The organism is Streptomyces sp. NBC_01635 (genome assembly GCF_045209715.1).
Classification (GTDB): Bacteria; Actinomycetota; Actinomycetes; order Streptomycetales; family Streptomycetaceae; genus Streptomyces; species Streptomyces hirsutus.
This window is the reverse complement of the sequence record NZ_CP109277.1, coordinates 7,194,029-7,208,068: the sequence shown is the minus strand read 5'-3', so window position 1 is coordinate 7,208,068 and position 14,040 is coordinate 7,194,029. Positions and strand designations below refer to the sequence as shown.

Genomic DNA, 14,040 nt, shown 5'->3' with positions numbered 1-14,040 from the left:
AACGAGGAAGCCTGCCATGACCGCCCTCGCCCCAACACAGCGCCTCACCCCGTCTGAACGGCGGCTCGCCCAGCACGTGGTGGAGGGCCTGAACGCTCGCGAGATCGCAGCCGCAACCCAGCTCAAGCTGGGCACTGTCCACTCCACGCTGCGCACCGTGCGCTGGAAGTTGCGCTGCCCCGAACGCTGTTCCCTCGCCGTCGTCGCACACCGCATCCTCGGCGCCGGAGAGATCACCGCCCCGACACCACAGCGGCCCGCTCCGGACATCAGCGCCGAGCGGATCAGCCTGCTCAAGGCCGTCACCGAACACAGCCAGCCCCTCGACATCGCCCGCGCCGCCAACCTCGCCCCGGCCGACCTGCGCGCCGCGCTCGACCAGCTCCTCGCCGACACGGGAGCACAGGACACCACCCAGTTGGTGGTCCTGGCGCACAGCTGGCAGCTGCTGCCGGCCGAGCAGTCCCACGCGACACGAAGCGGAGCGAGCAAGTGACCCGGCCCACGACCTCCACAGCCAGCGAGGAGCGACCCGCTCAGCTCCCGATCACGCCAGCGCCGCCGGTCGCCGTATATGAGATGCGCACGCTGCGCACGGACGCCGAGCGCGAGGAAGCTGCCGCCCTCGTTCAGGACCGCCAGCGCTGGCTCACCATGCACGGTCTGCCCGTCCCCGCCCGAGCCGACCTCCCGGCGCTTTTCCGCGACCCGCAGGAGAAGCCCGCCGGGCTGTTCGAGGACGGGAAGCTGCTGGCCTGCATGATCCCGCAGCGCGACCCCGACCTCGGATGGGGCGAGGGCCCGTGCCTCTTCCTGAGCTGCGTCCACACCCTGCCCGGCCAGCCCGACGACATCACCCGGCTGATCACCCTGTGGGCCTCCGACTTCGCCGCCCGGCTCGACCTCCCGCTCGTACGGGCCGAGAGCCTGGTCCGCCACCCCCTCGAAGCCGAGCCCATCGCCGCCCTTCTGCGTCGACTGACCGGCATCGGCTGGGATGTGCGCGGATCCGTCCCCGGACGAGAGGGCGACCGAGTCGCCCGCCTCGAACTCACGGCCGAGCACCGGCCTGGGCTGAGTGCGCTGATCGGCTGCCGGGTCCACAAGCCGCAGACAGCCCCGGACGATCGGGGCAGCGCGTGACGACCGCCGAACCGCAGCGGCCCGACCTCGCCCACGAGCTGATCGCCCGCGCCGCGGAATCGGCCGCGCACCGGGCCCAACGAGTGCGCAACCAGCTCGACGCCGTCCAACTCGGCCAAGGCCGGCACGCCGACCACGCCAACACCAAGGTGCTGCGCCGCATCCTGGCCGAACACGACTGGCCCGGCCACCGCCTCGTTGGCCCTGCCGCCGCCCGCGCCGCGTGGAGCATCGCCCTGCACAGCAACGACGAACCCGACTTCCAGCGCGCCGCCACCACTCTGCTGGAGCGGGCGGTCCAGGCCGGCGATGCGCTCATCCAGCACTGGGCGCACCTGCACGACCGCGCCCTCATCACCAACGGGCACGACCAGGAGTACGGAACCCAGTTCTTCCTGCGCGCCGGTGGCATCGAGCTGTGCCCGCTGCGCGCGCCGGAATCACTGGACGAGCGAAGGGCCACCGTCGGACTGCCACCGATCGCCGTCGCTCTGAAGACGGTGCGCCGCCGGTACACCCCTGACTGCTCTGCCGATGACGCCCCGACCGTCGTGCTCGCGGGGGCCGCATGAAGAAGCGGAACCCGGGCTCTCCACCAGCCGGACGCTCATCCCCAACCCCGCTCTAAGAAAAGACTGTTGACGTATGAAGCTCACCACCGCCGTCCTCGCTGCCGGTGCCGCTGTCTCCCTCACCAGCGTCATGGTCGGAGCGGCCCGGCTCAGGCAGGACGCGCGGCACCAGGCCAAGCGGAACGAGGCGGTCGTCGCCCGGAATCAGCTCGACTGGCTGGCACAGATGTCCACCAACGCCGACCTAGCCAAGCTCTGGACACCCGAGGCCTGGACGTCGAGGAGTACATGCAGCTGCTGAAGGCCAACCAGCTCATCTGCACGCTCAGCCTGCGCGACCGCCTCGGCTTCGTCCGCGACGGGGATCTGCCGTTCTTCGCCTCAATGGTCATGAGCAGCGACGTCTGCCGGCGGTACTGGAACCGGTTCGGCGACCTCCGCGCCCAGGAGGCCGAGGGAAACGAGCGCGCCGAGCACTTCACCAGGGTGCTGGACCAGGCCGCCAGGAGCCACCCGCAAGCGCAGACCACAGCGGCCTGACAGAAGCCGAACGTCCCTGACCGCTCCCAGTCTTCCGGCACAGCGCTCCGTTCGTGCCGGCGCCGCGTACAGCGGCAACCCCTTCAGCGGCTCTCCCTGAGCCGCACACCCTGTGGAGGAAACAGCAGATGGAGTTCGACGAGTTCGACCTCGACATCAGCGTCGTCGAGTCCGGCGGGACTGCCGTGGCGAGTGTCGCTTCCGACGGCGGCTGCGGCTCGACGTGCACCGGCAGCTACGTGTCCAGCGGCTCCTGACCACACCAGACCACCGGCACAGCGCCCTTGCCGTGTCGGCGCCGCTCACGCGGCACCAACCCCGCGGCTCGATGGGAGCCGCGCACACCAATGGAGGAACAGCACATGGAGCACGACGAGTTCGACCTCGACATCAGCGTCCTGGAGTCCGGCGACGGACAGGCCACGCTGATCAACCTCACCGACGACGGCTGCGGCAGCACCTGCTCCAGCCCGTGCGCCACCAACGTGGCCTGAGCATCTTCCACCCGGCACGACGAGAAGGGAGAGACCGGCATGCACGCCAACACGATCAAGGGCCAGGTGCAGTCCCCGAACGCCACGGCGGACGGTGACGCCTTCGACCTGGACATCAGCATCGTGGAGTCCGGTGACGGTTCCGCCTCGCTGATCAACCTGACGGACGACGGCTGCAAGCCCACCTGCAAGGGGTCATGCGCCACCAACGTGGCCTGACCTCCAGCACGCCGATGTGCCAGCCTGCGCGGTCCTGCGCCGCGCGGGCTGGCACCCCGACACCACGAACCAGGGAGGGTGCATGGATTCCAGGAAGGGCGGACCGCTGTACCGGTGTGCGGACATGGCGCTCGTGCGCGCCGCCCGTTACTCGAGGCTGCCGCTGCCCGCATGGCCAGACCTCACCGACGACACGCCGGCCCGGCAGGTTCGGTGGCAGACATGGCTGCGCGACGTCTGGTCGATGACCGAGGTCGTCGGCACCATCGAGCAGGCCAGCCCCTTGCTCGCACAGCAGATCAACACCCTGTGCTCGGCAGCCCGACCCGAGGCCCGTCAGCTACGCCGCACTGTGGTGTCCGTCATGAAGTACGTGATTCGGATGACGGGCCGAGCCACCCCCAACGGCCTGTTCGCCGGCATCGCACCCGCCTCCTTCGGAGCGCAGCCGGGATGGACCTGGGGCGAGTGGCACCGCGCCGTCGCACGCGCCGACGGCGACTGGATCGCTGACCTGATCACCCGCCTGGAAGCAAGACCCGAACTCCTGCAGCACCTGGACGTGATGGGCAACAACACGGCCTGCGTACGCGGCGACCGGCTGATCGTGCCCTACCCGCCCCGCTCACACCGCACCGCGGACAGCCCCGCGGCAGAAGTGTCCCTGCGCTACACCGCCGCCGTCCGGATCGCCGTCGAGGCCGCTGCCTCGCCCGTCCCCTTCGACGCAGTCGTGAGATTGGTGAAGACCGAGTTCCCCGACGTGCCTGCCTCCCGGGTGGAAGGGCTCGTCACCAGCCTGGTCCAGCGTGGTGTGCTCATCAGCAGCCTGCAGGCGCCGTCCGCCACCCTGGACGCCCTTGACCACCTGGTCCAGCAGACCCAGGCCGCCGACGCGTCGCCAACCGCGGGCCTCGTGGCAGACCTGCGAGCGGTCCGAGACGCCATCCGCCAGCACAACCAGGTCCTCGCCCCGGCCGACGGCCGGCGCCTGCGTACCGCCTTGCGCCAGAAGATGACGGCTTTGAGCCCCGCCAAGGCCCAGCCCCTCACGCTGGACCTGCGCATGGACTGCTCCCTCACTCTGCCCTTGCAGGTTGCCCGCGAGGTGGAGAAGGCCGCCACCGTGCTGGCCCGGCTGTCCGCGTACCCCTTCGGTACGCCGGCGTGGAAGGACTTCCACAACCGGTTCTTCGAGCGGTACGGCATCAACTCGCTCGTCCCGGTCCGGGACCTCGTGGACCCGGACGTCGGCCTCGGGTTCCCGGCCGGATACCGGGACGCGGAGCCCGAACGACGTGAGGCCCTGACCTCCCGAGAGCAGCGGTTGCTCTCCCTCGCCCAGGCGGCCGTGCTCGACGGCCGCGACGAGATCTGCCTGGACGAGGAACTAGTCCGCACGCTGACGGTCGCAGACCAGGACACCCCGCAGCTCCCGGCCCACACGGAGCTGCGCTTCCAGATCTGCGCAACGTCACAAGCCGCCCTCGAAGCAGGTGACTTCACCCTCCAAGGCGTTGCGCCCTCCCGCGGGATCGGCACGACGAGCGGCCGAAGCCTGGGGCTGCTCACACCGGAAGATCAGGCCCGCGTCGCAGCCATGCTGGAGGAGCTCCCAGTCAACGCGCCCGGCTCGCTGCCCGTTCAGGTCTCCTTCGCTCCGCTCGACCGTGGCGACGCCAACGTCACCCGTGTTGCCGAACTCCTGCCGACCGTGATCAGTCTGGCGGAGCACCGTCCGGTGGACGAGCGCACCATCACGCTCGATGACCTCGCGGTGGGCTGCGACCGCCGCAGGCTCTACCTAGTCTCCCTCTCCCGCGGGCGCCTGCTGGACCCCATGACGCTGCATGCTCTGGACCTGCGCGGCCACACGCCGCCGCTCGCGCGCTTCCTCGCCGAGATCAGCCGTTCCCAGGCCGCCGTCCTGACGGTCTTCCCGTGGGCGTCCGCCACCGCCCTGCCGTACCTGCCGCGCGTGCGCTACGGCCGCACGATCCTCTCTGCGGCCAGGTGGCGGCTGGACCGGTCGGAGTTGCCCGACCGCCGGGCCTCCTGGGAGGAGTGGCACAAGGCCGCCGACGAGTGGCGCACGCGCCGCCGCGTTCCGGACGGCGTCGCGCTGACCGAGGGCGACCAGCTCCTCCCGCTGGACCTCTCCGAAAGTGCGCACCTCGCGCTGCTGCGCGCCCACCTGGACACCCACGAGTCAGCCGTCTTGACCGAAGCAGAATCCGACGTCGGCTGGTTCGACGGACGGACCCACGAGATCATCGCCCCGATGACGGCCGCTCGCCCCCCGCAGTGGCCGGCCGTCCCGCCCGTGACCGAAGGGCAGCTCCTCACCCGCGACCACGGCCACCTCCCGGGAACCACCCCGTGGCTGCTGGTCAAGCTGTACGGGCACGTCGAACGACAGCCCGAGATCCTGGCCCGCCACCTTCCCGAACTCCTCGCCCAGTGGGACGAGCCTCCCACGTGGTGGTACATGCGCTACCGCGACCCCCGATGGCATCTGCGCCTGCGCATCGCGGTCCCCAGCCCGCAGGACTTCGCCCCCGCCGCACAGCGCGTGGGCGCCTGGGCGGCCGGACTGCGCCGTGCCGGACTGCTCACCGACATGCAGTTCGCCACCTCCTACCCGGAAACCGGCCGGTGGGGCGCGGGGCCGCTGATGAGCCTGGCCGAAGACGTCTTCGCCGCAGACTCCCGCGCCTTGGCCGTCCAGTTCGCCCAGAGCGCGCGCCCCCACCAACAGGTTCTCACCGCAGCGAACTTCGTCGCCCTCGCCTCCGCCTTCACCGGCAGCACCGCGGGCGGCATGGACTGGCTGACCACCCACGGCCGCCTCAACGACCCGCGCCCCCTGAACCGGACGGTGCTCGATGAGGCGGTACGTCTGGCCGATCCAACCGGCGACTGGGCGGCCCTGCGCGCCGCCCCCGGCGGCGCGGCCATCGCTGCCGCCTGGAGCGAGCGCGACGAAGCCCTGGCCCGCTACCGGCAGTCGCTGAACGCGGCCGGCGGCATCGACCCAGACCTCGTTCTCGACTCGTTGCTGCACGCCCACCACATCCGCGCCGCCGGCATCGACAAGGACGACGAGCGCATGTGCGTACGGCTGGCCCATGCCGCCGCCATGGCCTGGACCCACCGAGGAGATCACCATGGACCTGCGTGAGAGCGCACGGATCGCCGCCGACACCATCGCGGAACGCCTTGCCTCGCCCCAGGACGTACAGGGGCTGCACCACCGCCAGGGCTGGTGGCCGCAGTCCCTCGCGCACGGCGCCGTCGGTGTCGCGCTGCTGCACATCGAACGGGCCCGCACCGACCAGGGGCCCTGGCAGCGCGCACACGACTGGCTCGCCTGCGCCGCAGCAGAACCCGCCGTCGGGGGCACGGACAGCCACCTCTACTACGGGGCGCCCGCGCTCGCCTTCGCCCTGCACGCCGCGGCCGACCGCCCCGGACGCTACGCCCGCGCCCTGAACACCCTCGACAGGTACGTCACGACGGCGATCCGTGACCGGCTCGCCGGCGCCCACGTGCGCATGGACCGTGGCGAGACCCCCGTGCTGGCCGAATTCGATGCGATCCGGGGCCTGAGCGGGATGGGCGCGCTCCTGCTGCACCGCGACGTCCACACCGACGTACTCCGGGACATCCTGACGTACCTGGTCCGGCTGACCGAGCCAGTCAAGCACGACGGTGAACTCCTGCCCGGCTGGTGGAGCCACCTCGCCCCCTCCGGCAAGACCTCGCCGGACTATCCGGAGGGGCACGCCAACAACGGTGTCGCCCACGGCATCGGCGGCCCCCTTGCCATGCTCTCCCTCGCAACGCGCCGCGGTGTCACGGTCGACGGCCACCTCGACGCGATCACCCGCATCCTGGCCTGGCTCGACCACTGGCAGCAGGACGGCCCCACCGGCCCGTGGTGGCCGTACTGGATCACCCGCGAGCAGCTCCGATCCGGTACGCCCAGCCCCGGCCCCTCCCGCCCGTCCTGGTGCTACGGGACCGCAGGATTCGCCCGCGCTCAGCAGCTCGCCGCTCTCGCCCTCAACCACCCCGCACGCCAACGCCTGGCCGAGACCGCCCTCCTCCGCGCGATGACGGACCCCGACCAGCTGGGCGCGACCGTGGACTTCTCCCTGTGCCACGGCTTCGCGGGCCTGGCACACATCACGCAACTCGTTGCCGCCGAAGCCATCACCCCCGGCCTCACCGAGTGCCTGCCCCGGCTCTTGGCGCCGATCACCGACACCGCGCCCGGCACGCTGGCGGGCTCACTGATCGACCCTCCCGGCGGCGGGGACATCGGGCTCCTCGAAGGTGCCGCAGGCACCGCCCTCGCCCTCCACTCCTTCCGCACCGGCACGCCGTCCGCGTCCGGGTGGGACACCTGCTTCCTGACCAACTAGCCAGAGAGAAGGAGGAACATGGCAGCGGACGAATGGCCGCAACGCCTCATCCGGTTCACCGACTGGAGCAGCGCCGAGGCCACCGCCGTGGAGCATCTGCTCCCGGTGCTGACCGCCCACAAGCAGGAACTGGCCCAGTGGTCATTCCTGCGGAAGTTCCCCTGGTGGCGGTTGCGGTACCGCCCCGCGGGCCCAGACGCCGCGAAGGGCCTCGACGCTGCACTGGACGAGCTGGTCGATGCCGGCGTCCTCGCCTCCTGGACGCGGGGCATCTACGAGCCGGAAGAGACTGCCTTCGGCGGCTCGGCCGCCACGGAGATCGCGCACACCCTGTTCCACGACGACAGCCGTCACCTGCTGGACCAGGTGGCCCGCGAGCAGACCGCGAGCGGACCCGGGCTCGGACGCCGCGAGCTGGGAGTCCTCCTGCTCAGCGTGGCGATGCGTGCAGCAGGACTCGACTGGTACGAGCAGGGCGACGTCTGGGCAAGGATCGCGGCCGAACGCCCCGGCGACGATATCCGCCATCCGCAACGGCACAGGGCTGCTGTCCACCGGCTGATGACGGTCGACGTCAGCACCTCCAGCCGCAGCGTCGCCGACGGCCGACTCGCGCCGCTGGCCGAGTGGATAGCCACGTTCGAGTGGCTCGGCCAGCAGCTCGCCGACCTTAACCGCCAGGGCCACCTGGAACGAGGACTGCGGGCCGTGATCGCCCACCACGGCATCTTCCACTGGAACCGTCTGGGCCTACCCGCGGAGGACCAGCACACCTTGTCAACACTCGCGAAAGAGGTAGTCATGGGAACGAGCGACAACGCCGCGTCCACCCCAGCCGAGGGGGCAGCGAGCACTACGGTCAACGGGGTGAACAGTCACACCATGGAAGCCAGTTCAGCCGACCGCCTGCGTACCCAGCTCATCGACCATCTGGTCGAAGAGGGATGCGTGCGCACACCCCGCGTGGAGGAGGCCATGCGGGCGGTGCCCCGCCACCTCTTCGTCCCGGACGCCCCCCTGGAGAAGGCGTACGGGAACGCCCCCGTGAACACCAAGCTCGACGCGTCCGGCGTCTCTATCAGCTGCGCCTCCCAGCCCGACATCGTCGGCATGATGCTGGAGCAGCTCGACGTCGAGCCCGGCCAGAAGATCCTGGAGCTGGGGGCCGGCACCGGCTTCAACGCCGGTCTCCTCGGCTACCTCGTCGGGGAAAAGGGGCACGTCACCACGATCGACGTGGACGAGGACATCGTCGACGGAGCGCGTGCCGGACTGGCCGCCGCCGACATCCACAACGTGAAGGTGGTCCTCGGAGACGGAGCAGTCGGCCACGCCCCCAACGCGCCGTACGACCGCATCGAAGCCACCGTCGGCGCCCACGCCGTGCCCCACGCCTGGCTCGACCAGCTCGCCCCCGGCGGACGCCTCCTCACCCCGCTGCGCCTACGCGGCAGCGTCTCCCGCTCGATCGCCTTCGAGGACCACGGCGGAGCCTGGCGCAGCGTCGGCAGCCAGATGAACACGTTCATGCCGCTGCGCCAGGGCATCGCCGACGACCCCCGCGTCCTCGTGCCCCTGGACCGCGACAACACCGTCACCCTCGTCACCAACGGAGACCAGAAGGTCGACCCGGATGCCCTGAGCGACATCTTCCGCCAGCCCCGCACCGAGGTGTGGACGGACGTCACCTTCCGGGGCCCGGAGTCGGCGGAGTACCTGGAGCTGTGGCTCGCCTGCGCCATGCCGAACGGCCTGAGCCGGATGCCCGCCAAGAACGAGGCCATCGAGAAGGGACTGGTCACCGCGCCCTACCCGTCCTCGACCGCGGTCTTCGAGGGCGGCACGCTCACCTACCTCACCCGGCGCCCGTACGCGAAGAAGGCCCCCGACGGCGCCACCTTGTACGAGTTCGGCGTCATCGGCCACGGCCCCGATCGTGAGGTGCTCGCCGGAGACGTCGCGGATCAGATCCGCACCTGGGACCGTGACTTCCGGGCGCTCGACGTCGCATTCGAGATCCAACAGCTCGACGCGGCCCCGCTCGCCCCGAAGCCCGGCCGCTTCGCCTTCGACAACGTGCTGAACCGCATCGTCATCGAATGGCAGTGACATGGACGTCGGCCAGATAGCGCAGCGGTTCCCGCTTGTTGCCCGTCCACGTCCAGCCTGCCCGCCCCTCGCCGCTCGGGTCCGCGAGATCAGCGACCTCGCAGCCGCCGCTGAGCGCGACGGCACGGTGAACTCCGCGACCGTCGCCTTGAACAAGGCGGCCCTGTTCGTGAGCGACTGCGGCATGCCGGACTTGGCGCGCGTTCTGTGCTGGCGTCACGCCGAGGTCCTCCTGCGCGCTCAGCCCCTGAACGCGCAGGAGGCCCGGTACGCCCTGGAGCCCCTGGTCAACCTGGCGCGTCTACGCATCCGCGACGGCGACGGGCGCGGCGCATACCAGCTGCTCGACTCCTTGAACCGAGCGGTGAGATCAAAGACGGAAGCGGTCATCGACGGCCGCACCCTGTCCTTCCAGCGCCTCACGAAGTCGGCGGCCGACCATCAGACGGTGTGCCAGTGGTTGTGGGCCGTACTCCTCGGCGATGGAACCCGTGCCCTCGTCGCCGCCGGCCAGTGGGACCGCGCACGGGCCCACAGCGAGCAGCACCGCGGCGTGGGCCAGCGCCTCTTCGACGGGCGTCAGGTGGAAGTGCTCGTCCGCTGCCTCGGCGGGCACCCCGGCGAGGCACTGAAGTTCCTGAACAAGAGCACCCTGGTGGAGGACTGGGAGCACGCGGTCGCTGCGTGCCTCGCCGCGCTCTGCCTCGGCGCAGCCGGCGAGGACCCGGTCGGCCCGGCCGAGAATATAGTGAAGCACTATCTGGCCTTCGATACGGATCCCGAGCTTGCCGTCTTCCGCACTCGCGTCGGACTGGCCGTGCTCGACCTCTCCCCACATACCCGTCAGGCCGAAGCGTCGCGCCGCCTCACCCGTGAGGCAACAACGTCCGGGGACGGGTACGTCGCGCGTGATGTCCTCGCTCATCCCGTCTGCCGCAAAGAGATGACCCTCGACGAGCACCGTGCGTTGTCGGCCGCCGTCGCCTCGGCCGGCCTCGGCATAGGGCACATCCCTGCACCTCTGGAGCTGGCCCTGCGGGACGCTACGTCGGTCTCCGTCAAAGTCTGGGAACGCCACTTCGCCGGCCGAGCCAATCCAACTGAGCAGATCAGTCGCCGTCATGCCGCTGATACCGATGGTCAACCTCGACCGGCATCTGATCCCAACAGGTCGAGGTGAGGCTGCCTACGGCTTACTGCTCGCGGCGTCGGCGTTTCGGCCATTTCCGGGCCGAAGCCGATCCAAGCCAGACCAGGGATCCCGCGCCCGCGAGGTTCCCTCACTCAGGAAATAGAGGGCTCTCCGGCACGACCGAATGAGGTGTGTTCGATATCGCAGCCGGGTCGTTAGACCTCACGACTCCGCTACAGCGACCGTCCTAGGGGGAACGATGACCTCGGCCATCACGCAGGATCAGCCGCCGCAACCACCGAAGGGCACCTCGCAGGACGACGAACCGCAGCAGACCGGTGTTCGAGAGGAGGAATACCTCTACCGCGACAAGTCGCGGCTCCAGGCCGGCTCCCTACTGACGTCCCGCACCATGGCGCGGCGCCTGCCCGCGCTCGTACGGCGCTCGGTGCAGATGGCCTGGCGGGTGGACCGCGGCGCGACCATCGGACTGCTGGTGTGCCAGATCGGTACGGGCGTCCTCGCGGCTCTTGGCCTTCTGGCCGTCACGGGCACGATCACCGCGCTGATCTCCTCGGGGGCTATCACCGAGCGGCTGTGGGACGCCGCTCCGCAGCTGGCCGTCATCGCCGCCGCCACCGGCCTGCGCGCGCTGCTGGGCATCGCGGTCGTCTGGCTGACCGGCCGTCTGCGGCCCGTTCTCGGCCGGGCAGCGGAGCTGACGATGATCGAAGCCGCACTCGGCGCGGAACTGGCCGCCAACAACAAGCCCGGATACAACGACGCCTACGACATCGCCGACCGCGGAGCCCAAGTCACCCCCGACCTCGTCGAAGAGGCACAGGACGTCCTCGCGGCGACCGCGACACTCACGGCCGGCGCAGCCGTCCTGACCGTCCTGCACCCGCTGCTCCTTCCCCTTCTCTTCCTCGCGTGCCTGCCGCAGGCCGCCGCCTACGTCCGGTCCGCGCGGGTGATCTACCTCGCCGGGCTGGAGACCTCCGGGCGGCGCCGGATGCTGGGCAAGCTGCGCTGGCACACGGCCTATCAGGAGTCCAGCGAGGAGATGCGTGCCTGCCTGGCCGGCCCCTTCCTCATCGACCGGTACCGGAAGCTGGCCGCCTCGGTCAACGCGGCCGAACGCAAGGCCGCGAACACCGGCGCCTGGATGGGACTGGCCGGTGCCGTCGCAGGCGGAATCGCGTCGACCGCCGTGTGGGCGGCGCTGCTGTGGCTCCTGGCCTCCGGCCGCATGAGCCTGGCGGCCGGAGGCGGCGCCGTCTTCGCCCTCCAGACGGCCACCGGCTCCGTGCGCGGCATCATCAACGGCGGAGCCCGCCTGGTGCGCACCGGCTGGTACGTACAGGACTGGCAGAACTTCCTCGACAACGCCCACGGCCAGGCCATGACCGACTCCCGCGGCACCGCGCCCCTGCCCGCGGCCCCGGAGCGCTTCGAGGTCCGCGACGTCACCTACCGCTACGACGGCGCCCCCAAGGACAGCTTGAGCGGCGTCTCCCTCCACGTGCGGCGCGGCGAGATCGTGGCGCTGGTCGGGGAGAACGGCTCCGGCAAGACGACCCTCTCGCGCCTGCTGTGCGGACTGCTGCTGCCCACCGAGGGCGACGTGGCCTGGGATCACGCCTCCACGGCGGACCTGGACCCGTGGGGGGCGTGGGAGCACGTCGCGCTGGTCCCGCAGAAGTTCACGTACCTGCCGCTGACGATGCGCGACAACATCACGTTCGGGCAGGGCGACACCAGCGACGCGGCCTTGCTCGCCGCGTGCGAGGCGTCCGGCGCCGCAGAGATGCTGCCGAGCCTCCGCTCCGGCCTGAATACCCTCCTGACCAGCGAGTGGTTCGGCGGGCAGCAGCTCTCCGGCGGGCAGTGGCAGCGCCTTGTTCTTACCCGCGCCTTCCATCGGCAGGCGGCGCTCCTGGTGATGGATGAACCCACGGCCGCCCTCGACGCCCGTGCTGAGCACCGGATCTTCGCCGGCCTGCGCGAACTGGCCAAGGACCGCGCCATTCTGCTGATCACGCACCGGCTCACCAACGTGGCCGTCGCCGACCGGATCGTGGTCCTGGACGAGGGCCGGATCGTGCAGGAAGGCACCTACGCCCAGCTCACCCAGGAGCCGGGGCTCTTCCAGGCCTTGTGGGAGCTACAGCGCCGGATGAGCGGCGGCACCGCCTGATCACCACTCCCCAGTCCGCGCCGTATACACGCCCGCCCGCCGTCCTGAAAGGCAGAGCCACGTGACCTCTCCCGTCTCCCCTTCGGATCACGTCGCACGGCGTGCCGCCCTGGCTGCAGCGCCGTATGCATCGTCCCGGCACACAGTGTGGGTCGGCGCTGCCGCGATCGTCACCAACCAGGTCGGCCGCGTCCTGCTGGTGCACCCCACCTACCGCGAGGACGACCGGTGGCTGCTACCCGGAGGCGTCGTCGAACCCGGCGAACACCCGCACGTCACCTGCCGGCGCGAGATCACCGAGGAACTGGGCCTGGCGGACCTGCCCCTGTCGGGCGTGCTCGCCGTCCACTCCCTCTCGCCGCACCACCCCGACATCCAGCCCGGTGCGTCCTGTCCCGGAGAGATCCGGTACGTCTTCGACGGCGGAACCCTCACCCCCGACCAGGTGGAGGCGATCCGCCTGCCTCACGAGGAGCTGTCCGAGTTCGCCTTCCTAGAGACCCGGGACGCGGTAGAGCGGCTACGCCCCGTGGACGGGCAGATCATGCTCGCCGCCTACCGTGCCCGGCTCGGAAACACCGCCACCGCCCACCTCGCCGACGGCCGGCACATCCTCGACGTCCCGGCGCTGGATCGCCATGACGTCCACGTCCGCTACCGGCCTCTGTGGGACAGCCCTCTCGATCGCGGCCCCGTCCCCGAGCGGCTCCCCGTGCAGCAAGCCTGGGCGTGGTGCTTCGTTCCCGACGGCCGCGTCGTCCTCGTTGCCGACCCCGGCCCCCGGGGCGCCCTGCCGATGCTGCCCGGCGGCACCGTGGAGAAGACCGACACGACTCCCGAGGACACCCTCCACCGCGAAGCCGCCGAGGAAGCCCAGCTCACCCTGACCGACCCGGTGCGACTGGGCTGGGTGCTGGACGAGACCGGCGAGGTCTACGGCGGAGTGGGACCCAACGCCCGGCTCCGCCTGGCCGCTCGTGTCACCGCCATCGGGCCGGCGGCCGTCGACCCCGCCACCGGCCACCCCTTCGCACGCCTGCTCGCCACCCCCGTCCAGGCAGCTGCCCTGCTGGGATGGGGCCCGCCAGGAGCGCGGCAAGCCCGACTCGCCGCGGAGACAGCCCGGGAGCGCTGGGGCCTGCCCACCGCTCGCCCCACCGCAATCGAGGAAGTCCCTGCGGAGGGGATGCGGCTGAGCTGACAC

The 14,040-nt window shown here is 70.7% G+C and carries 14 protein-coding genes; all 14 read left to right on the top strand.

Features of this window, described 5'->3' with window-relative positions; translation table 11 throughout:
- Positions 1-16 precede the first annotated feature (16 nt).
- Positions 17-496: a LuxR C-terminal-related transcriptional regulator gene (locus tag OHB56_RS33485; RefSeq protein ID WP_406357400.1), complete on the top strand. Its 480-nt coding sequence runs from the start codon at positions 17-19 to the stop codon at positions 494-496.
- An 83-nt stretch (positions 497-579) separates the two neighbouring features.
- Entirely contained in the window at positions 580-1,143 is a 564-nt protein-coding gene (locus tag OHB56_RS33480) for a hypothetical protein (protein ID WP_406357398.1), read from the top strand.
- Positions 1,140-1,715, top strand: coding sequence for a DUF6624 domain-containing protein (locus OHB56_RS33475; RefSeq protein WP_381171965.1), 576 nt, complete (start codon positions 1,140-1,142; stop codon positions 1,713-1,715). Before OHB56_RS33480 ends, OHB56_RS33475 begins: the two co-directional genes overlap by 4 nt.
- 73 nt (positions 1,716-1,788) lie before the next feature.
- Positions 1,789-2,016 carry a hypothetical protein gene (locus OHB56_RS33470; protein WP_406357396.1) on the top strand — a complete coding sequence of 76 codons (228 nt, stop codon included), beginning with the start codon at positions 1,789-1,791 and terminating at the stop codon, positions 2,014-2,016.
- Positions 2,004-2,255 carry a DUF6082 family protein gene (locus tag OHB56_RS33465; RefSeq protein ID WP_406357395.1) on the top strand — a complete coding sequence of 84 codons (252 nt, stop codon included), beginning with the start codon at positions 2,004-2,006 and terminating at the stop codon, positions 2,253-2,255. Before OHB56_RS33470 ends, OHB56_RS33465 begins: the two co-directional genes overlap by 13 nt.
- Positions 2,256-2,383: 128 nt before the next feature.
- Positions 2,384-2,512: an FxLD family lanthipeptide gene (gene fxlA / locus OHB56_RS33460; protein WP_406357393.1), complete on the top strand. Its 129-nt coding sequence runs from the start codon at positions 2,384-2,386 to the stop codon at positions 2,510-2,512.
- 105 nt (positions 2,513-2,617) lie between these two features.
- Complete coding sequence (locus OHB56_RS33455; RefSeq protein ID WP_079060774.1) at positions 2,618-2,749, top strand: FxLD family lanthipeptide; 132 nt, start codon at positions 2,618-2,620, stop codon at positions 2,747-2,749.
- A gap of 39 nt (positions 2,750-2,788) precedes the next feature.
- On the top strand, positions 2,789-2,968 hold the full coding sequence (locus OHB56_RS33450) for an FxLD family lanthipeptide (RefSeq protein WP_406357392.1): 180 nt from the start codon (positions 2,789-2,791) through the stop codon (positions 2,966-2,968).
- Between the two features lie 82 nt (positions 2,969-3,050).
- Positions 3,051-6,149: a lantibiotic dehydratase gene (locus OHB56_RS33445; protein ID WP_406357390.1), complete on the top strand. Its 3,099-nt coding sequence runs from the start codon at positions 3,051-3,053 to the stop codon at positions 6,147-6,149.
- A complete protein-coding gene (locus tag OHB56_RS33440; RefSeq protein WP_055605537.1) occupies positions 6,136-7,395 on the top strand; it encodes a lanthionine synthetase C family protein in 1,260 nt (419 codons plus the stop codon). The genes OHB56_RS33445 and OHB56_RS33440 overlap by 14 nt, the downstream gene beginning before the upstream one ends.
- Positions 7,396-7,413: 18 nt before the next feature.
- Positions 7,414-9,504, top strand: coding sequence for a methyltransferase, FxLD system (gene fxlM, locus OHB56_RS33435; protein WP_406357388.1), 2,091 nt, complete (start codon positions 7,414-7,416; stop codon positions 9,502-9,504).
- A 1-nt stretch (position 9,505) separates the two neighbouring features.
- On the top strand, positions 9,506-10,684 hold the full coding sequence (locus OHB56_RS33430; protein WP_244330205.1) for a hypothetical protein: 1,179 nt from the start codon (positions 9,506-9,508) through the stop codon (positions 10,682-10,684).
- Positions 10,685-10,895: 211 nt separating this feature from the next.
- Positions 10,896-12,836 (top strand): ATP-binding cassette domain-containing protein, encoded by a 1,941-nt coding sequence (locus OHB56_RS33425; protein ID WP_406357386.1) that lies wholly within the window; start codon positions 10,896-10,898, stop codon positions 12,834-12,836.
- 145 nt (positions 12,837-12,981) lie between these two features.
- Entirely contained in the window at positions 12,982-14,037 is a 1,056-nt protein-coding gene (locus tag OHB56_RS33420; protein WP_244330206.1) for an NUDIX hydrolase, read from the top strand.
- Positions 14,038-14,040: the final 3 nt, after the last annotated feature.

Coding starts and splice junctions, on each gene's coding strand:
- OHB56_RS33470 (WP_406357396.1), top strand. CDS start 1,789: ATGAAGCTCACCACCGCCGTCCTCGCTGCCGGTGCCGCTGTCTCCCTC.
- OHB56_RS33455 (WP_079060774.1), top strand. CDS start 2,618: ATGGAGCACGACGAGTTCGACCTCGACATCAGCGTCCTGGAGTCCGGC.
- OHB56_RS33480 (WP_406357398.1), top strand. CDS start 580: ATGCGCACGCTGCGCACGGACGCCGAGCGCGAGGAAGCTGCCGCCCTC.
- fxlM (WP_406357388.1), top strand. CDS start 7,414: ATGGCAGCGGACGAATGGCCGCAACGCCTCATCCGGTTCACCGACTGG.
- OHB56_RS33465 (WP_406357395.1), top strand. CDS start 2,004: ATGCAGCTGCTGAAGGCCAACCAGCTCATCTGCACGCTCAGCCTGCGC.
- OHB56_RS33450 (WP_406357392.1), top strand. CDS start 2,789: ATGCACGCCAACACGATCAAGGGCCAGGTGCAGTCCCCGAACGCCACG.
- OHB56_RS33440 (WP_055605537.1), top strand. CDS start 6,136: ATGGACCTGCGTGAGAGCGCACGGATCGCCGCCGACACCATCGCGGAA.
- OHB56_RS33445 (WP_406357390.1), top strand. CDS start 3,051: ATGGATTCCAGGAAGGGCGGACCGCTGTACCGGTGTGCGGACATGGCG.
- OHB56_RS33485 (WP_406357400.1), top strand. CDS start 17: ATGACCGCCCTCGCCCCAACACAGCGCCTCACCCCGTCTGAACGGCGG.
- OHB56_RS33425 (WP_406357386.1), top strand. CDS start 10,896: ATGACCTCGGCCATCACGCAGGATCAGCCGCCGCAACCACCGAAGGGC.
- OHB56_RS33430 (WP_244330205.1), top strand. CDS start 9,506: ATGGACGTCGGCCAGATAGCGCAGCGGTTCCCGCTTGTTGCCCGTCCA.
- fxlA (WP_406357393.1), top strand. CDS start 2,384: ATGGAGTTCGACGAGTTCGACCTCGACATCAGCGTCGTCGAGTCCGGC.